13 protein-coding genes are annotated in these 14,220 nt (G+C 66.5%); 8 read left to right on the top strand and 5 right to left on the bottom strand.

The genetic code is table 11. From position 1 onward, the window contains the following. Positions 1-91: 91 nt before the first annotated feature. The 6 genes from B9D87_RS22265 (at position 92) to regX (ending at position 6,118) form a co-directional block, all read left to right on the top strand. Entirely contained in the window at positions 92-1,369 is a 1,278-nt protein-coding gene (locus B9D87_RS22265; RefSeq protein WP_085977781.1) for an ROK family transcriptional regulator, read from the top strand. Positions 1,370-1,430: 61 nt separating this feature from the next. Then, the gene (gene mshA, locus B9D87_RS22270; protein WP_007768270.1) at positions 1,431-2,705 is read left to right on the top strand and encodes a D-inositol-3-phosphate glycosyltransferase; all 1,275 of its coding nucleotides are present in this window, start codon (positions 1,431-1,433) and stop codon (positions 2,703-2,705) included. Continuing rightward, positions 2,702-3,220 (top strand): type III secretion system chaperone family protein, encoded by a 519-nt coding sequence (locus B9D87_RS22275; protein ID WP_007768268.1) that lies wholly within the window; start codon positions 2,702-2,704, stop codon positions 3,218-3,220. Before mshA ends, B9D87_RS22275 begins: the two co-directional genes overlap by 4 nt. Positions 3,221-3,258: 38 nt before the next feature. After that, positions 3,259-4,008 (top strand): phosphoglyceromutase, encoded by a 750-nt coding sequence (locus B9D87_RS22280; RefSeq protein WP_007768265.1) that lies wholly within the window; start codon positions 3,259-3,261, stop codon positions 4,006-4,008. A 153-nt stretch (positions 4,009-4,161) separates the two neighbouring features. Next, the gene (locus B9D87_RS22285) at positions 4,162-5,385 is read left to right on the top strand and encodes a sensor histidine kinase (RefSeq protein WP_007768264.1); all 1,224 of its coding nucleotides are present in this window, start codon (positions 4,162-4,164) and stop codon (positions 5,383-5,385) included. Positions 5,386-5,434: 49 nt separating this feature from the next. Beyond that, positions 5,435-6,118, top strand: coding sequence for a two-component sensory transduction protein RegX (gene regX / locus B9D87_RS22290; RefSeq protein ID WP_007768263.1), 684 nt, complete (start codon positions 5,435-5,437; stop codon positions 6,116-6,118). Between the two features lie 88 nt (positions 6,119-6,206). Here the strand turns inward: regX and B9D87_RS22295 are convergent, their stop codons facing one another. From B9D87_RS22295 to B9D87_RS22320, 5 genes are all read right to left on the bottom strand, one after another. Next, positions 6,207-6,842 carry a TetR/AcrR family transcriptional regulator gene (locus B9D87_RS22295; RefSeq protein WP_040629550.1) on the bottom strand — a complete coding sequence of 212 codons (636 nt, stop codon included), beginning with the start codon at positions 6,840-6,842 and terminating at the stop codon, positions 6,207-6,209. 62 nt (positions 6,843-6,904) lie between these two features. Further along, a complete protein-coding gene (locus B9D87_RS22300) occupies positions 6,905-9,778 on the bottom strand; it encodes an MMPL/RND family transporter (protein ID WP_007768260.1) in 2,874 nt (957 codons plus the stop codon). Beyond that, positions 9,775-10,173, bottom strand: coding sequence for an MmpS family transport accessory protein (locus tag B9D87_RS22305; RefSeq protein WP_052002419.1), 399 nt, complete (start codon positions 10,171-10,173; stop codon positions 9,775-9,777). Before B9D87_RS22305 ends, B9D87_RS22300 begins: the two co-directional genes overlap by 4 nt. Positions 10,174-10,792: 619 nt before the next feature. After that, positions 10,793-11,116 carry a PE-PGRS family protein gene (locus B9D87_RS27635; protein WP_080598485.1) on the bottom strand — a complete coding sequence of 108 codons (324 nt, stop codon included), beginning with the start codon at positions 11,114-11,116 and terminating at the stop codon, positions 10,793-10,795. A gap of 169 nt (positions 11,117-11,285) precedes the next feature. Further along, positions 11,286-12,080: a DUF3109 family protein gene (locus B9D87_RS22320; protein WP_007768255.1), complete on the bottom strand. Its 795-nt coding sequence runs from the start codon at positions 12,078-12,080 to the stop codon at positions 11,286-11,288. Between the two features lie 119 nt (positions 12,081-12,199). Here B9D87_RS22320 and B9D87_RS22325 point away from each other — a divergent pair, with 119 nt between their 5' ends. Both B9D87_RS22325 and B9D87_RS22330 read left to right on the top strand, forming a co-directional pair. Then, positions 12,200-13,216, top strand: coding sequence for a Ppx/GppA family phosphatase (locus tag B9D87_RS22325; protein ID WP_007768252.1), 1,017 nt, complete (start codon positions 12,200-12,202; stop codon positions 13,214-13,216). Continuing rightward, the gene (locus B9D87_RS22330) at positions 13,213-14,205 is read left to right on the top strand and encodes an Rv0497 family membrane protein (protein WP_007768249.1); all 993 of its coding nucleotides are present in this window, start codon (positions 13,213-13,215) and stop codon (positions 14,203-14,205) included. The genes B9D87_RS22325 and B9D87_RS22330 overlap by 4 nt, the downstream gene beginning before the upstream one ends. Positions 14,206-14,220: the final 15 nt, after the last annotated feature.

A 14,220-nucleotide genomic window follows, 5' to 3' on the forward strand; every position in this document is an offset into this window, starting at 1 on the left:
AGACGGCCAGCAAAAATCGGACATAAGGACGCTCGTGCGCACGAATACCCTCACCCATACCCATCATTCGCCCAGCCGTGCCGTCGGGCACCTGCCTGGTCAAAAAGGCCACCGCTCGGTGCGCCGGCAGATCGTGCCGCCGGCGCTGAACATCCCCGACTCGGCGGCCGCCTCCGTCTTCCGGGCCGTCCGGCTGCGCGGCCCCGTCGGCCGTGACGTCATCGCCGGCGTCACCTCGCTGAGCATCGCCACGGTCAACCGCCAAGTCATCGCGCTGCTGGAAGCGGGGCTGCTGCGCGAGCGCGCCGACCTGGCCGTCTCCGGAGCGATCGGGCGCCCGCGCGTGCCGGTGGAGGTCAACCACGAGCCGTTCGTGACGCTGGGCATCCACATCGGGGCGCGGACCACCAGCATCGTGGCGACCGACCTGTTCGGCCGCACCCTCGACACGGTCGAGACCCCGACACCGCGCAACCCGGCCGGCCCCGCGCTGGCGACGCTGGCCGACAGCGCCCGCCGCTACCTGCGGCGTTGGCACCGGCGGCGGCCGCTGTGGGTCGGGGTCGCCATCGGTGGCACCGTCGACGGCGCCACCGGCCAGGTGGACCACCCGCGGCTGGGCTGGCGTCAGGCGCCCGTCGGGCCGGTGCTGGCCGACGCGCTGGGCCTGCCCGTCTCGGTGGCCTCGCACGTCGACGCGATGGCCGGCGCCGAGCTGCTGCTGGGCATGCGGCGCTTCCTGCCCAGCTCGCCGACAAGCCTGTACGTCTACGCCCGCGAGACCGTCGGCTACGCGCTGGTGATCGGTGGCCGGGTGCACGTCCCCACCAGCGGACCGGGCACCATCGCGACCCTGCCGGCCCACTCCGAGCTGCTCGGCGGCACCGGTCAGCTGGAGTCGACCGTCAGCGACGAGGCCGTCGTGGCCGTCGCCCGCCAGCAACGCATCCTGCCGTTCGCCCCGGCCAACCGCCCGAACGGCTCGGCCACCGGCATCTCCGAACTGCTGCGGGTGGCACGCGCCGGCAACCAGCAGGCCAAGGACCTGCTCGCCGAGCGGGGCCGCGTGCTCGGCGAGGCGGTGGCGTTGCTGCGCGACATGCTGAACCCGGACGAGCTGGTGGTCGGCGGCCAGGCCTTCACCGAGTACCCCGAGGCGATGGAGCAGGTGGAGGCCGCCTTCGTCGAACGCTCCGTGCTGGGACCCCGCGACATCCGCCTCACCGCCTTCGGCAACCGGGTGCAGGAGGCCGGCGCGGGAACCGTCTCGCTGTCCGGGCTGTACGCCGATCCGCTGGGGGCGATGCGCCGCGCCGGGGCGCTGGATGCCCGGCTGCACGACGTGTCTAGCGACGAGTCGTCCGCCTGACGCGAGGGTGGTGTCCAGCGCGCTTGGGCTGGCCGGCGACCCATCCTGTAAAGATGACAGGGTGCGGCACGATGAGGTTTTCCGGCTGAATGAACCGCGCCGGGTCGCCGTGTTGGCGGTCCACACCTCACCACTGGCCCAGCCTGGCACCGGCGACGCGGGCGGCATGAACGTCTACGTGCTGCAGACGGCGCTGCACCTGGCGCGGCGCGGCATCGAGGTGGAGATCTTCACGCGGGCGACCGCCTCGGCCGACCCGCCGGTCGCCCGGGTGGCGCCCGGGGTGCTGGTCCGCAACGTCGTGGCGGGCCCGTTCGAGGGCCTGGACAAATACGACCTGCCCACCCAGCTGTGCGCGTTCGCCGCCGGGGTGCTGCGTGCCGAGGCATCACACGAGCCCGGCTACTACGACATCGTGCACTCGCACTACTGGCTGTCCGGGCAGGTCGGTTGGCTGGCGCGGGACCGCTGGGCGGTGCCGTTGGTGCACACCGCCCACACGCTCGCCGCTGTCAAGAACGCGGCGCTGGCCGAGGGGGATTCGCCCGAGCCGCCGCTGCGCACGGTCGGCGAGCAGCAGGTCGTCGACGAGGCGGACCGGCTGATCGTCAACACCGACGACGAAGCCAGGCAACTGATCTCGATTCACCACGCCGATCCGGCGAGGATCGACGTCGTGCACCCCGGAGTGGATCTCGACGTGTTCCGCCCCGGTGACCGCAGGGCCGCCCGGGCCGCGCTGGGGCTGCCGCTCGACGAAGACGTCGTGGCGTTCGTCGGCCGGATCCAGCCGCTGAAGGCGCCCGACATCGTGCTGCGGGCCGCCGCGCGACTGCCCGGCGTGCGCATCGTGGTGGCCGGCGGCCCCTCGGGCAGCGGCCTGGCCTCCCCGGACGGATTGGTGCGGCTGGCCGACGAACTCGGTATCACCGAGCGCGTGACGTTCTTGCCCCCGCAGTCGCGCCCGAACCTGGCGACGCTCTTTCAGGCGGCCAATCTGGTTGCGGTGCCCAGTTATTCGGAGTCGTTCGGTCTGGTCGCCCTCGAGGCTCAGGCCTGCGGAACGCCGGTGGCCGCGGCCGCGGTCGGCGGGCTGCCGGTGGCCGTGCGGGATGGGGTGACCGGCACACTGGTGGCCGGGCACGACGTCGGGCAGTGGGCGGACGCGCTGGGCCGGCTGCTGCGGTTGCCCGAGCCGCAAGCCGAGGAGATGGGTCGCGCGGCCGCAGCGCATGCCGCCACGTTCTCCTGGGACCACACCACCGACGCGCTGCTGGCCAGCTATCGGCGCGCGATCCGTGAATACACCGCCGAGCGCCGGGGGGTGGGCGCATGAGCGCCTCTACCGTCGAGCGGGTCATCGAGGATGCCCTCCAGGCCAGCGGGCTGAACTACTCCAAACATGCTGGCGCACATGGTGGTTTGTCGGGGCTGGTGGTGGAACTGCCCGGCGAGCGCAAGCTCAAGACCAACACCATCCTGAGCGTCGGCGAGCATTCGGTGCGCGTCGAGGCGTTCGTGTGCCGCAAGCCCGACGAGAACCACGAGGGCGTCTACCGCTTCCTGCTCAAGCGCAACCGCCGCCTCTACGGCGTGGCCTACACGCTGGACAACGTCGGCGACATCTATCTGGTGGGCCGCATGTCGCTGGCGTCGGTGGACGCCGACGAACTCGACCGGGTGCTCGGGCAGGTGCTCGAAGCGGTGGATTCGGACTTCAATACGTTGCTGGAGTTGGGTTTTCGTTCGTCGATCCAGAAAGAGTGGGACTGGCGGGTGTCGCGTGGCGAGTCGCTGAAGAACCTGGAGGCGTTCGCCCACCTGATCGACGACGATGACGACGATGGTTAGCGCGTGGGTGTTTTCGCGTGCGTGAGAGACTGACCGGCATGGGTGATACCGCCACGCTGGTACTGCTTCGCCATGGCGAAAGCGAATGGAACTCGCTGAACCTCTTCACCGGTTGGGTCGATGTCGGCCTCACCGAGAAGGGCCGGACCGAGGCCGTGCGCAGCGGTGAGTTGCTGACCGAGAGCAACCTGCTGCCCGACATCGTCTATACCTCGCTGCTGCGCCGGGCCATCTCGACCGCGCACCTGGCGCTGGACGCCGCCGACCGGCTCTGGATCCCGGTGCGGCGCACCTGGCGGCTCAACGAACGTCATTACGGGGCGCTGCAGGGGCTGGACAAGGCGGAGACGAAGGCCCGTTACGGTGAGGACCAGTTCATGGCCTGGCGGCGCAGCTACGACACGCCGCCCCCGCCCATCGAGAAGGGCAGCACCTACAGCCAGGACGCCGATCCCCGGTACGCCGACATCGGTGGCGGCCCGCTCACCGAGTGCCTGGCCGACGTGGTCGTGCGGTTCCTGCCGTATTTCACCGACGTCATCGTCCCGGACCTGCGCAGCGGCAAGACGGTGCTGATCGTGGCGCACGGCAACTCGCTGCGGGCCCTGGTCAAACACCTCGACCAGGTGTCCGACGACGAGATCGCCGGACTGAACATCCCGACCGGCATCCCGCTGCGCTACGACCTGGACGCTGACCTGCGGCCCGTGGTGCCCGGCGGCACCTATCTGGACCCGGAGGCGGCTGCCGCGGGCGCCGCCGCGGTTGCCAGCCAGGGGCGCGGCTGACGCCGGCACTTCCGCCCATTTGGCGAGATAAAGGCCATTTAGCCAAACATCGCGTGAACGGGAGCGGAACACCTGTAGCGCAAGGTGTGACTTGTCCGATTTTGGCCTCGTTCCGCTAGGGCAGCGTTCAGGAAGATTTGTAGGATTTGCTATGTGACTGTGTTCTCGGCGCTGTTGCTGGCCGGGGTTTTGTCCGCGCTGGCGCTGGCCGCAGGTGTACTGGTCGGTTTCCGGCTGTCACCGCGGGCGGTGCAGCGCCGCCAGCGGGTCGAGTGGACCGGGATCACCGTCGCGCAGATGCTGCAACGCATCGTGGCGCTGATGCCGCTGGGCGCGGCGGTGGTCGACGCCCACCGCGACGTCGTCTACCTCAATGACCGGGCCAAGGAGTTGGGCCTGGTGCGCGACCGCCAGCTCGACGACCAGGCCTGGCAGGCGGCGCAGCAGGCCCTGACCGGCGTCGACGTCGAATTCGACCTGCAGCCGGCGAAGCGGTCGGGCGGCCGGGCCGGGCTCTCGGTGCACGGGCAGGCCCGGTTGCTCAGCGAAGAAGATCGCCGGTTCGCCGTGGTCTTCGCCCACGACCAGTCCGACTACGCGCGGATGGAAGCGACCCGCCGCGATTTCGTGGCCAACGTCAGCCACGAGCTCAAGACCCCGGTCGGGGCCATGGCGCTGCTCGCCGAGGCCCTGCTGGCGTCGTCCGACGACTCCGAAACGGTGCGGCGGTTCGCCGAAAAAGTGCTCGTGGAAGCCAACCGGCTGGGCGACATGGTCGCCGAGCTGATCGAGCTGTCCCGGCTACAAGGTGCCGAACGTCTGCCCACGGTCATCGAGGTCGACGTCGATAAGGTTGTGGGCGAAGCGATTTCGCGTCACAAGGTGGGGGCCGACAACGCCGATATCGAGGTCCGCACTGACGCGCCCAGCGGCCTGCGGGTGCTGGGCGACGAGACTCTGCTGGTCACCGCCCTGGCCAACCTGGTGTCCAACGCCATCGCCTATTCGCCGCCAGGTTCGCCGGTGTCGATCAGCCGCCGCCGCCGCGGAGACAACGTCGAGATCGCGGTGACCGACCGCGGCATCGGGATCGCCCTGGAAGACCAGGAGCGGGTCTTCGAGCGGTTCTTCCGCGGGGACAAGGCGCGCTCACGCGCCACCGGTGGCAGCGGGCTGGGCCTGGCCATCGTCAAGCACGTCGCGGCCAACCACAACGGCAGCATCGGCGTGTGGAGCAAACCGGGAACCGGATCGACATTCACCCTTTCCATTCCGGCGGCGATGGCGTCTGATCAAGACCATGACGAATCCGAGCAAACACCGGGTCGCGACGCGCGGCCCAACCGCTCACAACGAGAGGAAGAACTAAGTCGATGACCCGCGCGTATGACGATGCAGAGCGCAGCGATGAGGAGGAATCGCGCAGATGACCAGTGTGCTGATCGTGGAGGACGAGGAGTCGCTGGCCGATCCGCTGGCCTTCCTGCTCCGCAAGGAGGGTTTCGAGGCCACCGTGGTGACCGACGGCTCGGCCGCGCTGGCCGAGTTTGACCGGGGTGGCGCCGACATCGTGCTGCTCGACCTGATGCTGCCCGGAATGTCCGGCACCGACGTCTGCAAGCAACTGCGCGCGCGTTCCAGCGTGCCCGTGATCATGGTCACCGCCCGGGACAGCGAGATCGACAAGGTCGTGGGCCTCGAACTCGGCGCCGACGACTACGTGACCAAGCCGTATTCGGCTCGCGAGTTGATCGCGCGGATCCGTGCGGTGTTGCGCCGCGGCGGTGACGACGATTCCGAGATCAGCGACGGCGTGCTCGAATCCGGCCCGGTCCGGATGGACGTGGAGCGCCACGTGGTTTCGGTCAATGGCGACACGATCACCTTGCCGCTCAAGGAGTTTGACCTCCTCGAGTACCTGATGCGCAACAGCGGGCGGGTGCTGACCCGCGGCCAGCTGATCGACCGGGTGTGGGGTGCCGACTACGTCGGCGACACCAAGACCCTCGACGTGCACGTCAAGCGCCTGCGGTCCAAGATCGAAGCCGACCCGGCCAACCCGGTGCACCTGGTGACGGTGCGAGGGCTGGGCTACAAGCTCGAAGGCTAGCCAGAGGGCTCCGCGGGCGGCGGACCGGATTCGAAAACAGTCCGGTCATCGTCGTTGGCGCTCAATTCAATACGTCCGGCCTAACGAGTTACCGGCGATCGGACTCGGCGGCACCGGAGGGGCGGGTAACCGCCGGCAGCACAAGCGTATCGATGACCTGCCGGACGAAATCGGCATCGACGGCCTGTCCACCTACGGCACGTAGCAGGCCCATCGCCACGACCACATCGGCGACAAGTAACCAGTCACGGTCACCGGGTATCTCGCCGCGGTCGGCAGCCCGGGCGAAAATGGCTGACATCACGCGGCGGCCTTTGAAGAGGATCAAATCGTCGAGCGCAGAAGTCAGATCGGGATCCTGAGCAGCTTCCAACGCGACGCGCAGGATCAGCTCATTGGAGATCAGGCCGTCATCGTTGCGGGCGGCGTGCTCAACGATGGCCTCCAGATCACCCGATAGGCTGCCGGTATCGGGCGGCTCGTCGTCCAACAGATCCGGTCGCCAATAGACCAACGCGTCGGTGATCAGTGCCGTCTTGGACGACCAACGCCGGTAGATGGCAGCTTTGCCGACACCGGCCCGTGCGGCGATGTCGTTCATGTTGGTGGCGTCGTAGCCGTGTTCGGCGAGAATCTCCAAGGCCGCGTTGAGGATTGCGGGATCACGCGACCGGTCCAGGCGCCCGCTGGTGCGTTGGCGCAGTTTTGACTGGGATTCGGTGATTGACCCGGGCCGTTCGGCCGTCGACGATGGTCTCGACGGCCGGCCAGACGTTCGGGTGACACTCATGTGGCTGGGACCCGCGGGATTGGCGCGGTGCTGTCGTCGGAATCGCGCCCGGGACGGGTCCTTTGCACGATGTTGAACGTGTTCAGCGGCCACCAGAACCAGCGGCCGAGTGCTGCGGCGATCGATGGGGTCATGAATGCGCGGACGATCAGCGTGTCGACGATAAGGCCGATGCCGATGGTCATACCCAGTTGGCCGATGACGCGCAGGTCGCTGACGATCATCGACATCATGGTGAAGGCGAACACCATCCCGGCCGCGGTGACGACGCGTCCGGTTGCTCCCATGCCGCGGATCATGCCGGTATGGAGGCCCGCGTGGATCTCCTCTTTGAGGCGCGAGACCACGAGCAGATTGTAGTCCGAGCCCACCGCCAGCAGGATCACTATGGACAGCGGGATCACGATCCATTGCACACCCAAGCCCAGGATGTCCTGCCACAACAGCACGGACAGCCCGCATGCGGTGCCCAGCGATGCGGCCACGGTGCCGACGATCACCAGTGCTGCCACCAGACTGCGGGTGATCACCAACATGATCGCGAAGATCAGGATCATCGACGCGATGACAGCGATCATCAGGTCGGTTTTGACGCTGTCCTGCATGTCGGAGTACATCGACGCGGTGCCGGCAAGCGAAACCTTGGCATTGGATAGCGGGGTGTTCTTGACGGCGTCCGCGACGATGCCTTTGAGGTCCCGGACGTGTGCGATGCCTTCGGTGGAGGCGGGGTCGCCCTGGTGGGTGATGATGAAGCGGACAGCTTTGCCGTCGGGCGAGACGAACATCTTGAGGCCACGGTTGAAATCCGGGTTGTGGAACACATCCGGTGGAAGGTAGAAGAAGTCGTCGTTCTTGGCCTGGTCGAAGTACAGCCCGATCTCGGTCGCGCCTTTGGCCAGTTCCTGTTGCTGGGCCTGGGTGCCGGCCATGGTGCTGTGGGTCGCGATCATGAAGTCGCGCATTTTTGCCATTGAGCTGATGGTGTTCTGCAGCACCGGCAGCATCTGCGGCAGCAAATGATCCAAACGATCCAAATCGGTGGTGAGGCCTTGTATTTGGTCGGCGAGTGCGTCGATCCCGTCCAGTGTGTCGAAGACTGACCGCAGTGACCAGCAGATCGGGATGTCATAGCAGTGCTTTTCCCAATAGAAGTAGCTGCGCAGCGGTCGGAAGAAATCCTCGAAATCGGAGATGTTGTTGCGCAATTCGTTGGTGGTATCCATCATCTCGTGAGTGCGGCCGACCATGCTGTGTGTGGTTTCGGTCATCTCCTTGGTGATGGTGTACATGCGTTCCATGTTGGCGATGGTCCTGCTCATCTCGTCCGCCTGCTCGAGCATTTGAGCCGAGTTGTCGTTGTTGAATTTGGCGGACTGCAGGGTGCCGGCGTTTTGCGCACCGAGCATGAACGGGATCGAACTGTGCTCGATCGGCGAACCCAATGGGCGCGTGATGGTCTGCACCCGGTCGATGCCGCGCATATGTGCCACGTTCTTGGCGACCCGGTCGATGACGAGCATGTCGGCGGGGTCGCGCAGGTCGTGATCGGCCTGCAGCATCAACAATTCGGGGTTCATCCGAGCCTGGGAGAAGTGCCGGTCCGCGACGCCCATGGCGAGGTTGGCCGGCATGTTGGCGGGGGTGAACTTCTGGTCGTTGTATTGCGGTACATAGGTCAGCAGGCTGACGAAACCGATGACAGCGATCATGGTGGTCACAAAGATGATCGGGATCGGCCATCGAACGACAGCGGTGCCGACCTTGCGCCAACCCCGTGCCGAGAGGTCACGTTTGGCGTCGAGCAGACCAAATTTGGACCCCACGGTAAGAATCGCGGGTGCCAGCGTCAGCGCCGCGGCGATGATCACCAACACCGAAATCGCGCAAGGCAAACCCATGGTGTTGAAGTACGGCAGCGTGGTGAAGCTCAGGCACATGGTGGCACCCGCAATCGTCAAGCCGGAACCCAGAATGACATGCGAGACACCGTGATAAGCCACGTAGAACGCGGTTTCGTGATCTAGGCCTTTCGATCTTTCCTCTTGATATCGGCCCAGCAGGAAGATCACATAATCCGTTCCGGCGGCCAGGGCCAGCATCGTCACCATGCTCACCGCGTACGGGGTCAAACCGATGATTTTCAGGTAACCCGCTGTGGCGGTAACGCCTTGCGCGGCAAAGAGTTCCAGGCCGATGATGACCATGGACACCAGCATCGTCACGACCGAGCGGTAGATGGCGAGCAGCATCACGATGATGACGGCGACCGACACCAACTCCATCGTTGCCATGCTTTGATGCCCGGCGACGCTGGTATCGGCGTTGAGGACGCTGTTACCGGCGACGTGGGCCTTGATGCCCGGCGGCGCCGGCACCGAGTCGACGATCTGACGAACAGCAGCCACCGAGTCATGGCTCTCACTGGTGCCCTGGGAGCCGTTGAGGAAGATCTGCACGTACGCGGACTTGCCGTCCACGCTCTGTGAGCCCGCCGCGGTCAGCGGATCACTCCAGAAATCCTGAACGTTCTGCACATGCTGGTGATCGGCCCTCAGCTTGGCAACGATCTGGTCGTAGAACTTGTGCGCGGAATCGCCGAGCTTGTCCTTCCCCTCGAGCACGACCATCGCTGAAGAATCCGAATCGTACTGCTGAAACACCTTGCCGATATTCAGCATCGCCTGATAGGACGGCGCATTGGTCGGACTCATCGGCACCGACCGGCTCGCCGCGACCTCATCGAGGGAGGGGACCAAGGTGCCCAGGCCGATCGCCACGAGCACCCAGAACACGATGATCGGCAGCGAGAAGATGCGGACCATCCGCCCCAAGAACGGGCGATGGGGCTTCGAGTGCTGGATGCTCATACGGATTTCACCAAGCAGTAGATGAACGGTTTGATCAAGTCGGTGCTGGCCCGGTCGTCGCGGACGTCGCCGTCGACCGTGACCCGGCATCGAAGGTCGCTGACGTTTCGGTCACCCTGAGCCATGATGTTGGCCGACATCGATGGCAGCGTTGTCACGATCGTGAATGACCAAGGCAGCGGAGTGTTTTCGACGAGATGGGGCTGACCGTTCTCATCGAGGTAGTTGAGGTTCGCGGTGCCCCCGGAACCTGTGATCTCGTACGTGATGTGCTTTGGGTTGAAGTTTGCGGTGATCCCAGACCCCTCCGCTGACTTCGGCGCTCGCGGTCCTCCGAATCCGTGAATACGCAGGATGGCATAGGCGCCGAGCGCCACCACGACCACTAGAAGCATCGGGATCCAGAAGCGCTTCACCAGCCGGTAAACCACCGCATGCCCCCTGCCCAATTCTGTTCATTCAAGACCCAATGGCACTCGAGTAGCGCCGCTGTTCAGCCCTAACGGAACCCGAGTTCCTTGACGGGACCGTAAGAAACCTACCTCACAACGGGGCGGACGCCCCGCCGACGCGGGGCACGACAGAACCGATGCCGGCCACGGCCGCCTCAAAGCAGGGCGGTGCGAACGACCCAGTTCCACCACCACTCACCCGCGAGACGTCGACGAAAGACGTCTTACCTGCGCTTACCCGGGCCATCACCGCGGTGCACATACATCGCCGGTGGCTGTGACTCAGCTCACCAACGGGTGTAGGTTGTGACCAAACGCATGGATTGGGGCAGCCAATGATCCGAAGGCAGAACCGTGCGGCAATCGCCGGTCCGTCTCCTGCCGCGGGGACGTTGATCACCGCTCACCGGCTGTGGGTAAGCCTGCTATTGATGCTCTTCATAGCGGGGGTCAGCGCCACCTTTGTGGCCGCCGCGCTAGGGCAGGTGCTCGTGGCCATGATCATCGGCCTCATTACCGGCGCGTTCTTCGCCGGCATGGCCAGCTGACGGATCTACGGTAATTAGGCGTGCCCTGAGCCGCATCCCACGCCCGGCAAACAACCTGTAGCGCCGGGGACGCCGCCGGGGCCGGCGAATTGGCCGCCCGAACCACAACCGACACCGGCAATGCAGCCATGCCCACCAGCACCGCCGCCCGGGCCGTCGTTTTGCCCTCCCCAGCCGCAGTTGCCGTTGCCATCGCAACCGCCCCCACCCGGGTCCTGCTTGAACGCAACGGCGTAGGTATGTGCCGCTGGTCCCGTCGACGAGGGACCGCTAACCGGTGTCATTGGTGCGATGGCAATTATCCCTGCAACTGCTCCGATTACCGCCAGTGGTTTCACGAGGGTTAGGTTAGCTAACATTCTCGGTGAGTGCCACCCGCCCACATGCGGCGCGGGCGAGAAGTCGTTTAATGCAAGATGTTTGGATCCGCTCCGGAATCCTGCACGGCGTTGCTTCCCTCGCCGACGGGAGGCCAGGGTTTACCGACGATGATCCCGAAAAGCGCGGTTACTCGGCGATGCGCGTGGCCGGGTGCACCGCGATCAGCCCTAATTTGCTGCGGCGCTTGCACATTGCGGCCAGCTCCGAATACGCCTTGGCGCCCAGCAGCTCGGTGAGTTCGTCGGCCAGGCTCTCCCACACCTGCTTGGCGCCGACGTGGGCGGCCGGATCGCCGGTGCAGTACCAGTGCAGGTCGGCTCCGCCGGAACCCCAACCGCGGCGGTCGTATTCGGTGACCCAGGTCTTGAGGATCTCGGTGCCGTCGGGCCGCGTCACCCACTCCTGGCTGCGACGGATCGGCAACTGCCAGCAGACATCCGGCTTCATGGTCAGCGGCGGCACGCCCAGCTTGAGCGCCTTGCTGTGCAGCGCGCAGCCGACGCCGCCCGCGAAGCCCGGCCGGTTCAGGAAGATGCACGCGTCTTTGTGCTTGCGGGTGCGGTACTGCGGTTGGCCGTCATGCTCGTCGAGCTCCAGATAACCCTTGCGGCCCAACCCTTTTTCGCGGAATTGCCAGTCGGCGTCGGTCAGCTTTTTCACCGCGTCGTCCAGGCGGGCGCGGTCGTCGTCGTCGGACAGGAACGCACCGTGCGAGCAGCACCCGTCGTCCGGGCGGCCTTCCACCGTGCCCCGGCACGCCGGGGTGCCGAACACACAGGTCCATCGGGAGAGCAGCCAGGTCAGGTCCGCCGCGATGAGGTGCTCGGGGTTGTCGGGGTCGTAGAACTCCACCCATTCGCGGGCGAAGTCCAGCTCGACCTCTTGTCCCGGTTCCGGATGCGAATTCGCCACGCGGTCCACGTTAGACCACGGTTCGGCCCATCCGAGCCGCTGACACTCGGGGGGCCTATGGCGGCGATCACGGCGGGTTAACCGGGTCGCGCAAAGCACCGCCCGCGAGGCTTCGTTAGGTTGTTTACGTGCGATTGGGCGTTCTCGACGTGGGCAGCAACACGGTGCATCTGCTGGTGGTCGATGCCCACCGGGGCGGTCACCCGACGCCGATGAGTTCGACGAAGGCCACGCTGCGTCTGGCCGAGGCCACCGACAGCGCCGGCAAGATCACCAAACGCGGTGCCGAGAAGCTGATCTCCACCATCGACGAATTCGCCAAGATCGCCGACAGTTCGGGCTGCGCGGAGCTGATGGCCTTCGCCACCTCCGCGGTCCGCGACGCCGGCAACTCCGACGACGTGCTGAGCCGGGTCCGCAAGGAGACCGGCGTCGAACTGCGGGTGCTGACCGGGGTCGACGAGTCGCGGCTGACCTTCCTGGCGGTGCGCCGGTGGTATGGGTGGAGCGCGGGCCGGATCATCAACCTGGACATCGGCGGCGGCTCGCTGGAGATGTCCAGCGGCGTGGACGAGGAGCCCGAGGTCGCGTTGTCGCTGCCGCTGGGCGCCGGCCGGCTCACCCGCGAGTGGCTGCCCGACGATCCGCCGGGCCGGCGCCGGGTGGCGATGCTGCGGGACTGGCTGGACGCCGAGCTCTCCGAAGCCAGCGTGAACATCCTCGAGGCGGGTAGTCCCGACCTGACGGTGGCGACATCGAAGACTTTCCGCTCGCTGGCGCGGCTCACCGGCGCGGCGCCGTCCGGCGCTGGGCCAAGGGTCAAAAGGACGTTGACAGCAAACGGCCTCAGGCAACTCATATCTTTCATCTCTAGGATGACGACCGCTGACCGGGCAGAACTGGAAGGAGTGAGCGCCGAACGGGCACCGCAGATCGTTGCGGGTGCTCTGGTGGCGGAGGCAAGCATGCGAGCGCTGTCGATCGAATCGGTGGATATTTGCCCGTGGGCGTTACGGGAAGGTCTCATCTTGCGCAAACTCGACAGCGAAGCCGACGGATCGGCCCTCATGGAGCCTTCGGTGCGCAATGCTGGAGGCCAGGTAGTTGATCGGAATCAGAACCGATCGAGAGGCGACAAACCATGACCGGACCGCACTCCGAGACCGAGAGCCCCGGCACTCGGCCCATCTCCGTTGCCGAATTGCTGGCGAGAAACGGAACCATCGGCGCCCCGGCGGTCACCCGGCGGCGTCGCCGCCGGCGCGGCGACAGCGACTCGGTGACCGTCGCCGAACTGACCGGCGACCTGCCGGTGATCCGCGATGACGACGACGAACCCGGACCCAACGCCAACGAAACCACCACCACGATCGATGCGGTCGACGCGGCCCCGCCCGCCGAGCCGGTGGCCCGGCAGGCCGCCGCCGACCCGGTAACCAAAGCCGCGCCCAAAGCGCCCTACTGGTCCGAGCCCGAGCCGCGCTGGCCCAAGTCACCGCCGCAGCCCAAGCGGGCGCCGGGCCCCGAGCGCAGCGAATACCCGCGGCCGCTGCCCGAAGCCGGCTCGTCCGGCTCGGCCGCAAACGGCACCGGGCAGGCCGGCTCCGGGGCCGAGGAGATGAGCTTCGACCCGCTGGACCACTACGCCGACATCCCGGTGGACGTCATGGACTCCGAAGTGCGCGAGGCCGAACCCGCGGTGGAGGACTCCGCCTACGTGCGCTCGTTCCTGCGATCCGGCGATGACGAGGACGACGAGGACGGCTCGGGGCCGCTGGCGACCGGAGTGCTCGGCGACGACGAGCATCTCGAGCTCGAGGACCGGCACGCGGACGCCGACGCGGACGCTCACGCCGAGCCGGGCAGGTTCGACGCGGTGTGGCGCGGCGGCGTGGTCGTGCTGCAGTCGATGCTGGCGGTCGCGTTCGGCGGCGGGCTGTTCGTGGCCTTCGACCAGCTGTGGCGCTGGAACAGCCTGGTGGCACTGGTGCTGTCGGTGCTGGTCATCCTGGGCCTGGTGGCCGGGGTGCGGGTGGTCCGCAAGACCGAGGACATCGCCAGCACGTTGATCGCGGTCGCGGTGGGTGCGCTGATCACCCTGGGGCCCTTGGCGCTGTCGTTGCAATCGGGCTAAACGGCACCGTAGACA

Source organism: Mycobacterium colombiense CECT 3035, assembly GCF_002105755.1.
Taxonomy (GTDB): domain Bacteria; phylum Actinomycetota; class Actinomycetes; order Mycobacteriales; family Mycobacteriaceae; genus Mycobacterium; species Mycobacterium colombiense.

Coding starts and splice junctions, on each gene's coding strand:
- B9D87_RS22275 (WP_007768268.1), top strand. CDS start 2,702: ATGAGCGCCTCTACCGTCGAGCGGGTCATCGAGGATGCCCTCCAGGCC.
- B9D87_RS22280 (WP_007768265.1), top strand. CDS start 3,259: ATGGGTGATACCGCCACGCTGGTACTGCTTCGCCATGGCGAAAGCGAA.
- regX (WP_007768263.1), top strand. CDS start 5,435: ATGACCAGTGTGCTGATCGTGGAGGACGAGGAGTCGCTGGCCGATCCG.
- B9D87_RS22300 (WP_007768260.1), bottom strand. CDS start 9,778: ATGAGCATCCAGCACTCGAAGCCCCATCGCCCGTTCTTGGGGCGGATG.
- B9D87_RS22305 (WP_052002419.1), bottom strand. CDS start 10,173: ATGCTTCTAGTGGTCGTGGTGGCGCTCGGCGCCTATGCCATCCTGCGT.
- B9D87_RS22330 (WP_007768249.1), top strand. CDS start 13,213: ATGACCGGACCGCACTCCGAGACCGAGAGCCCCGGCACTCGGCCCATC.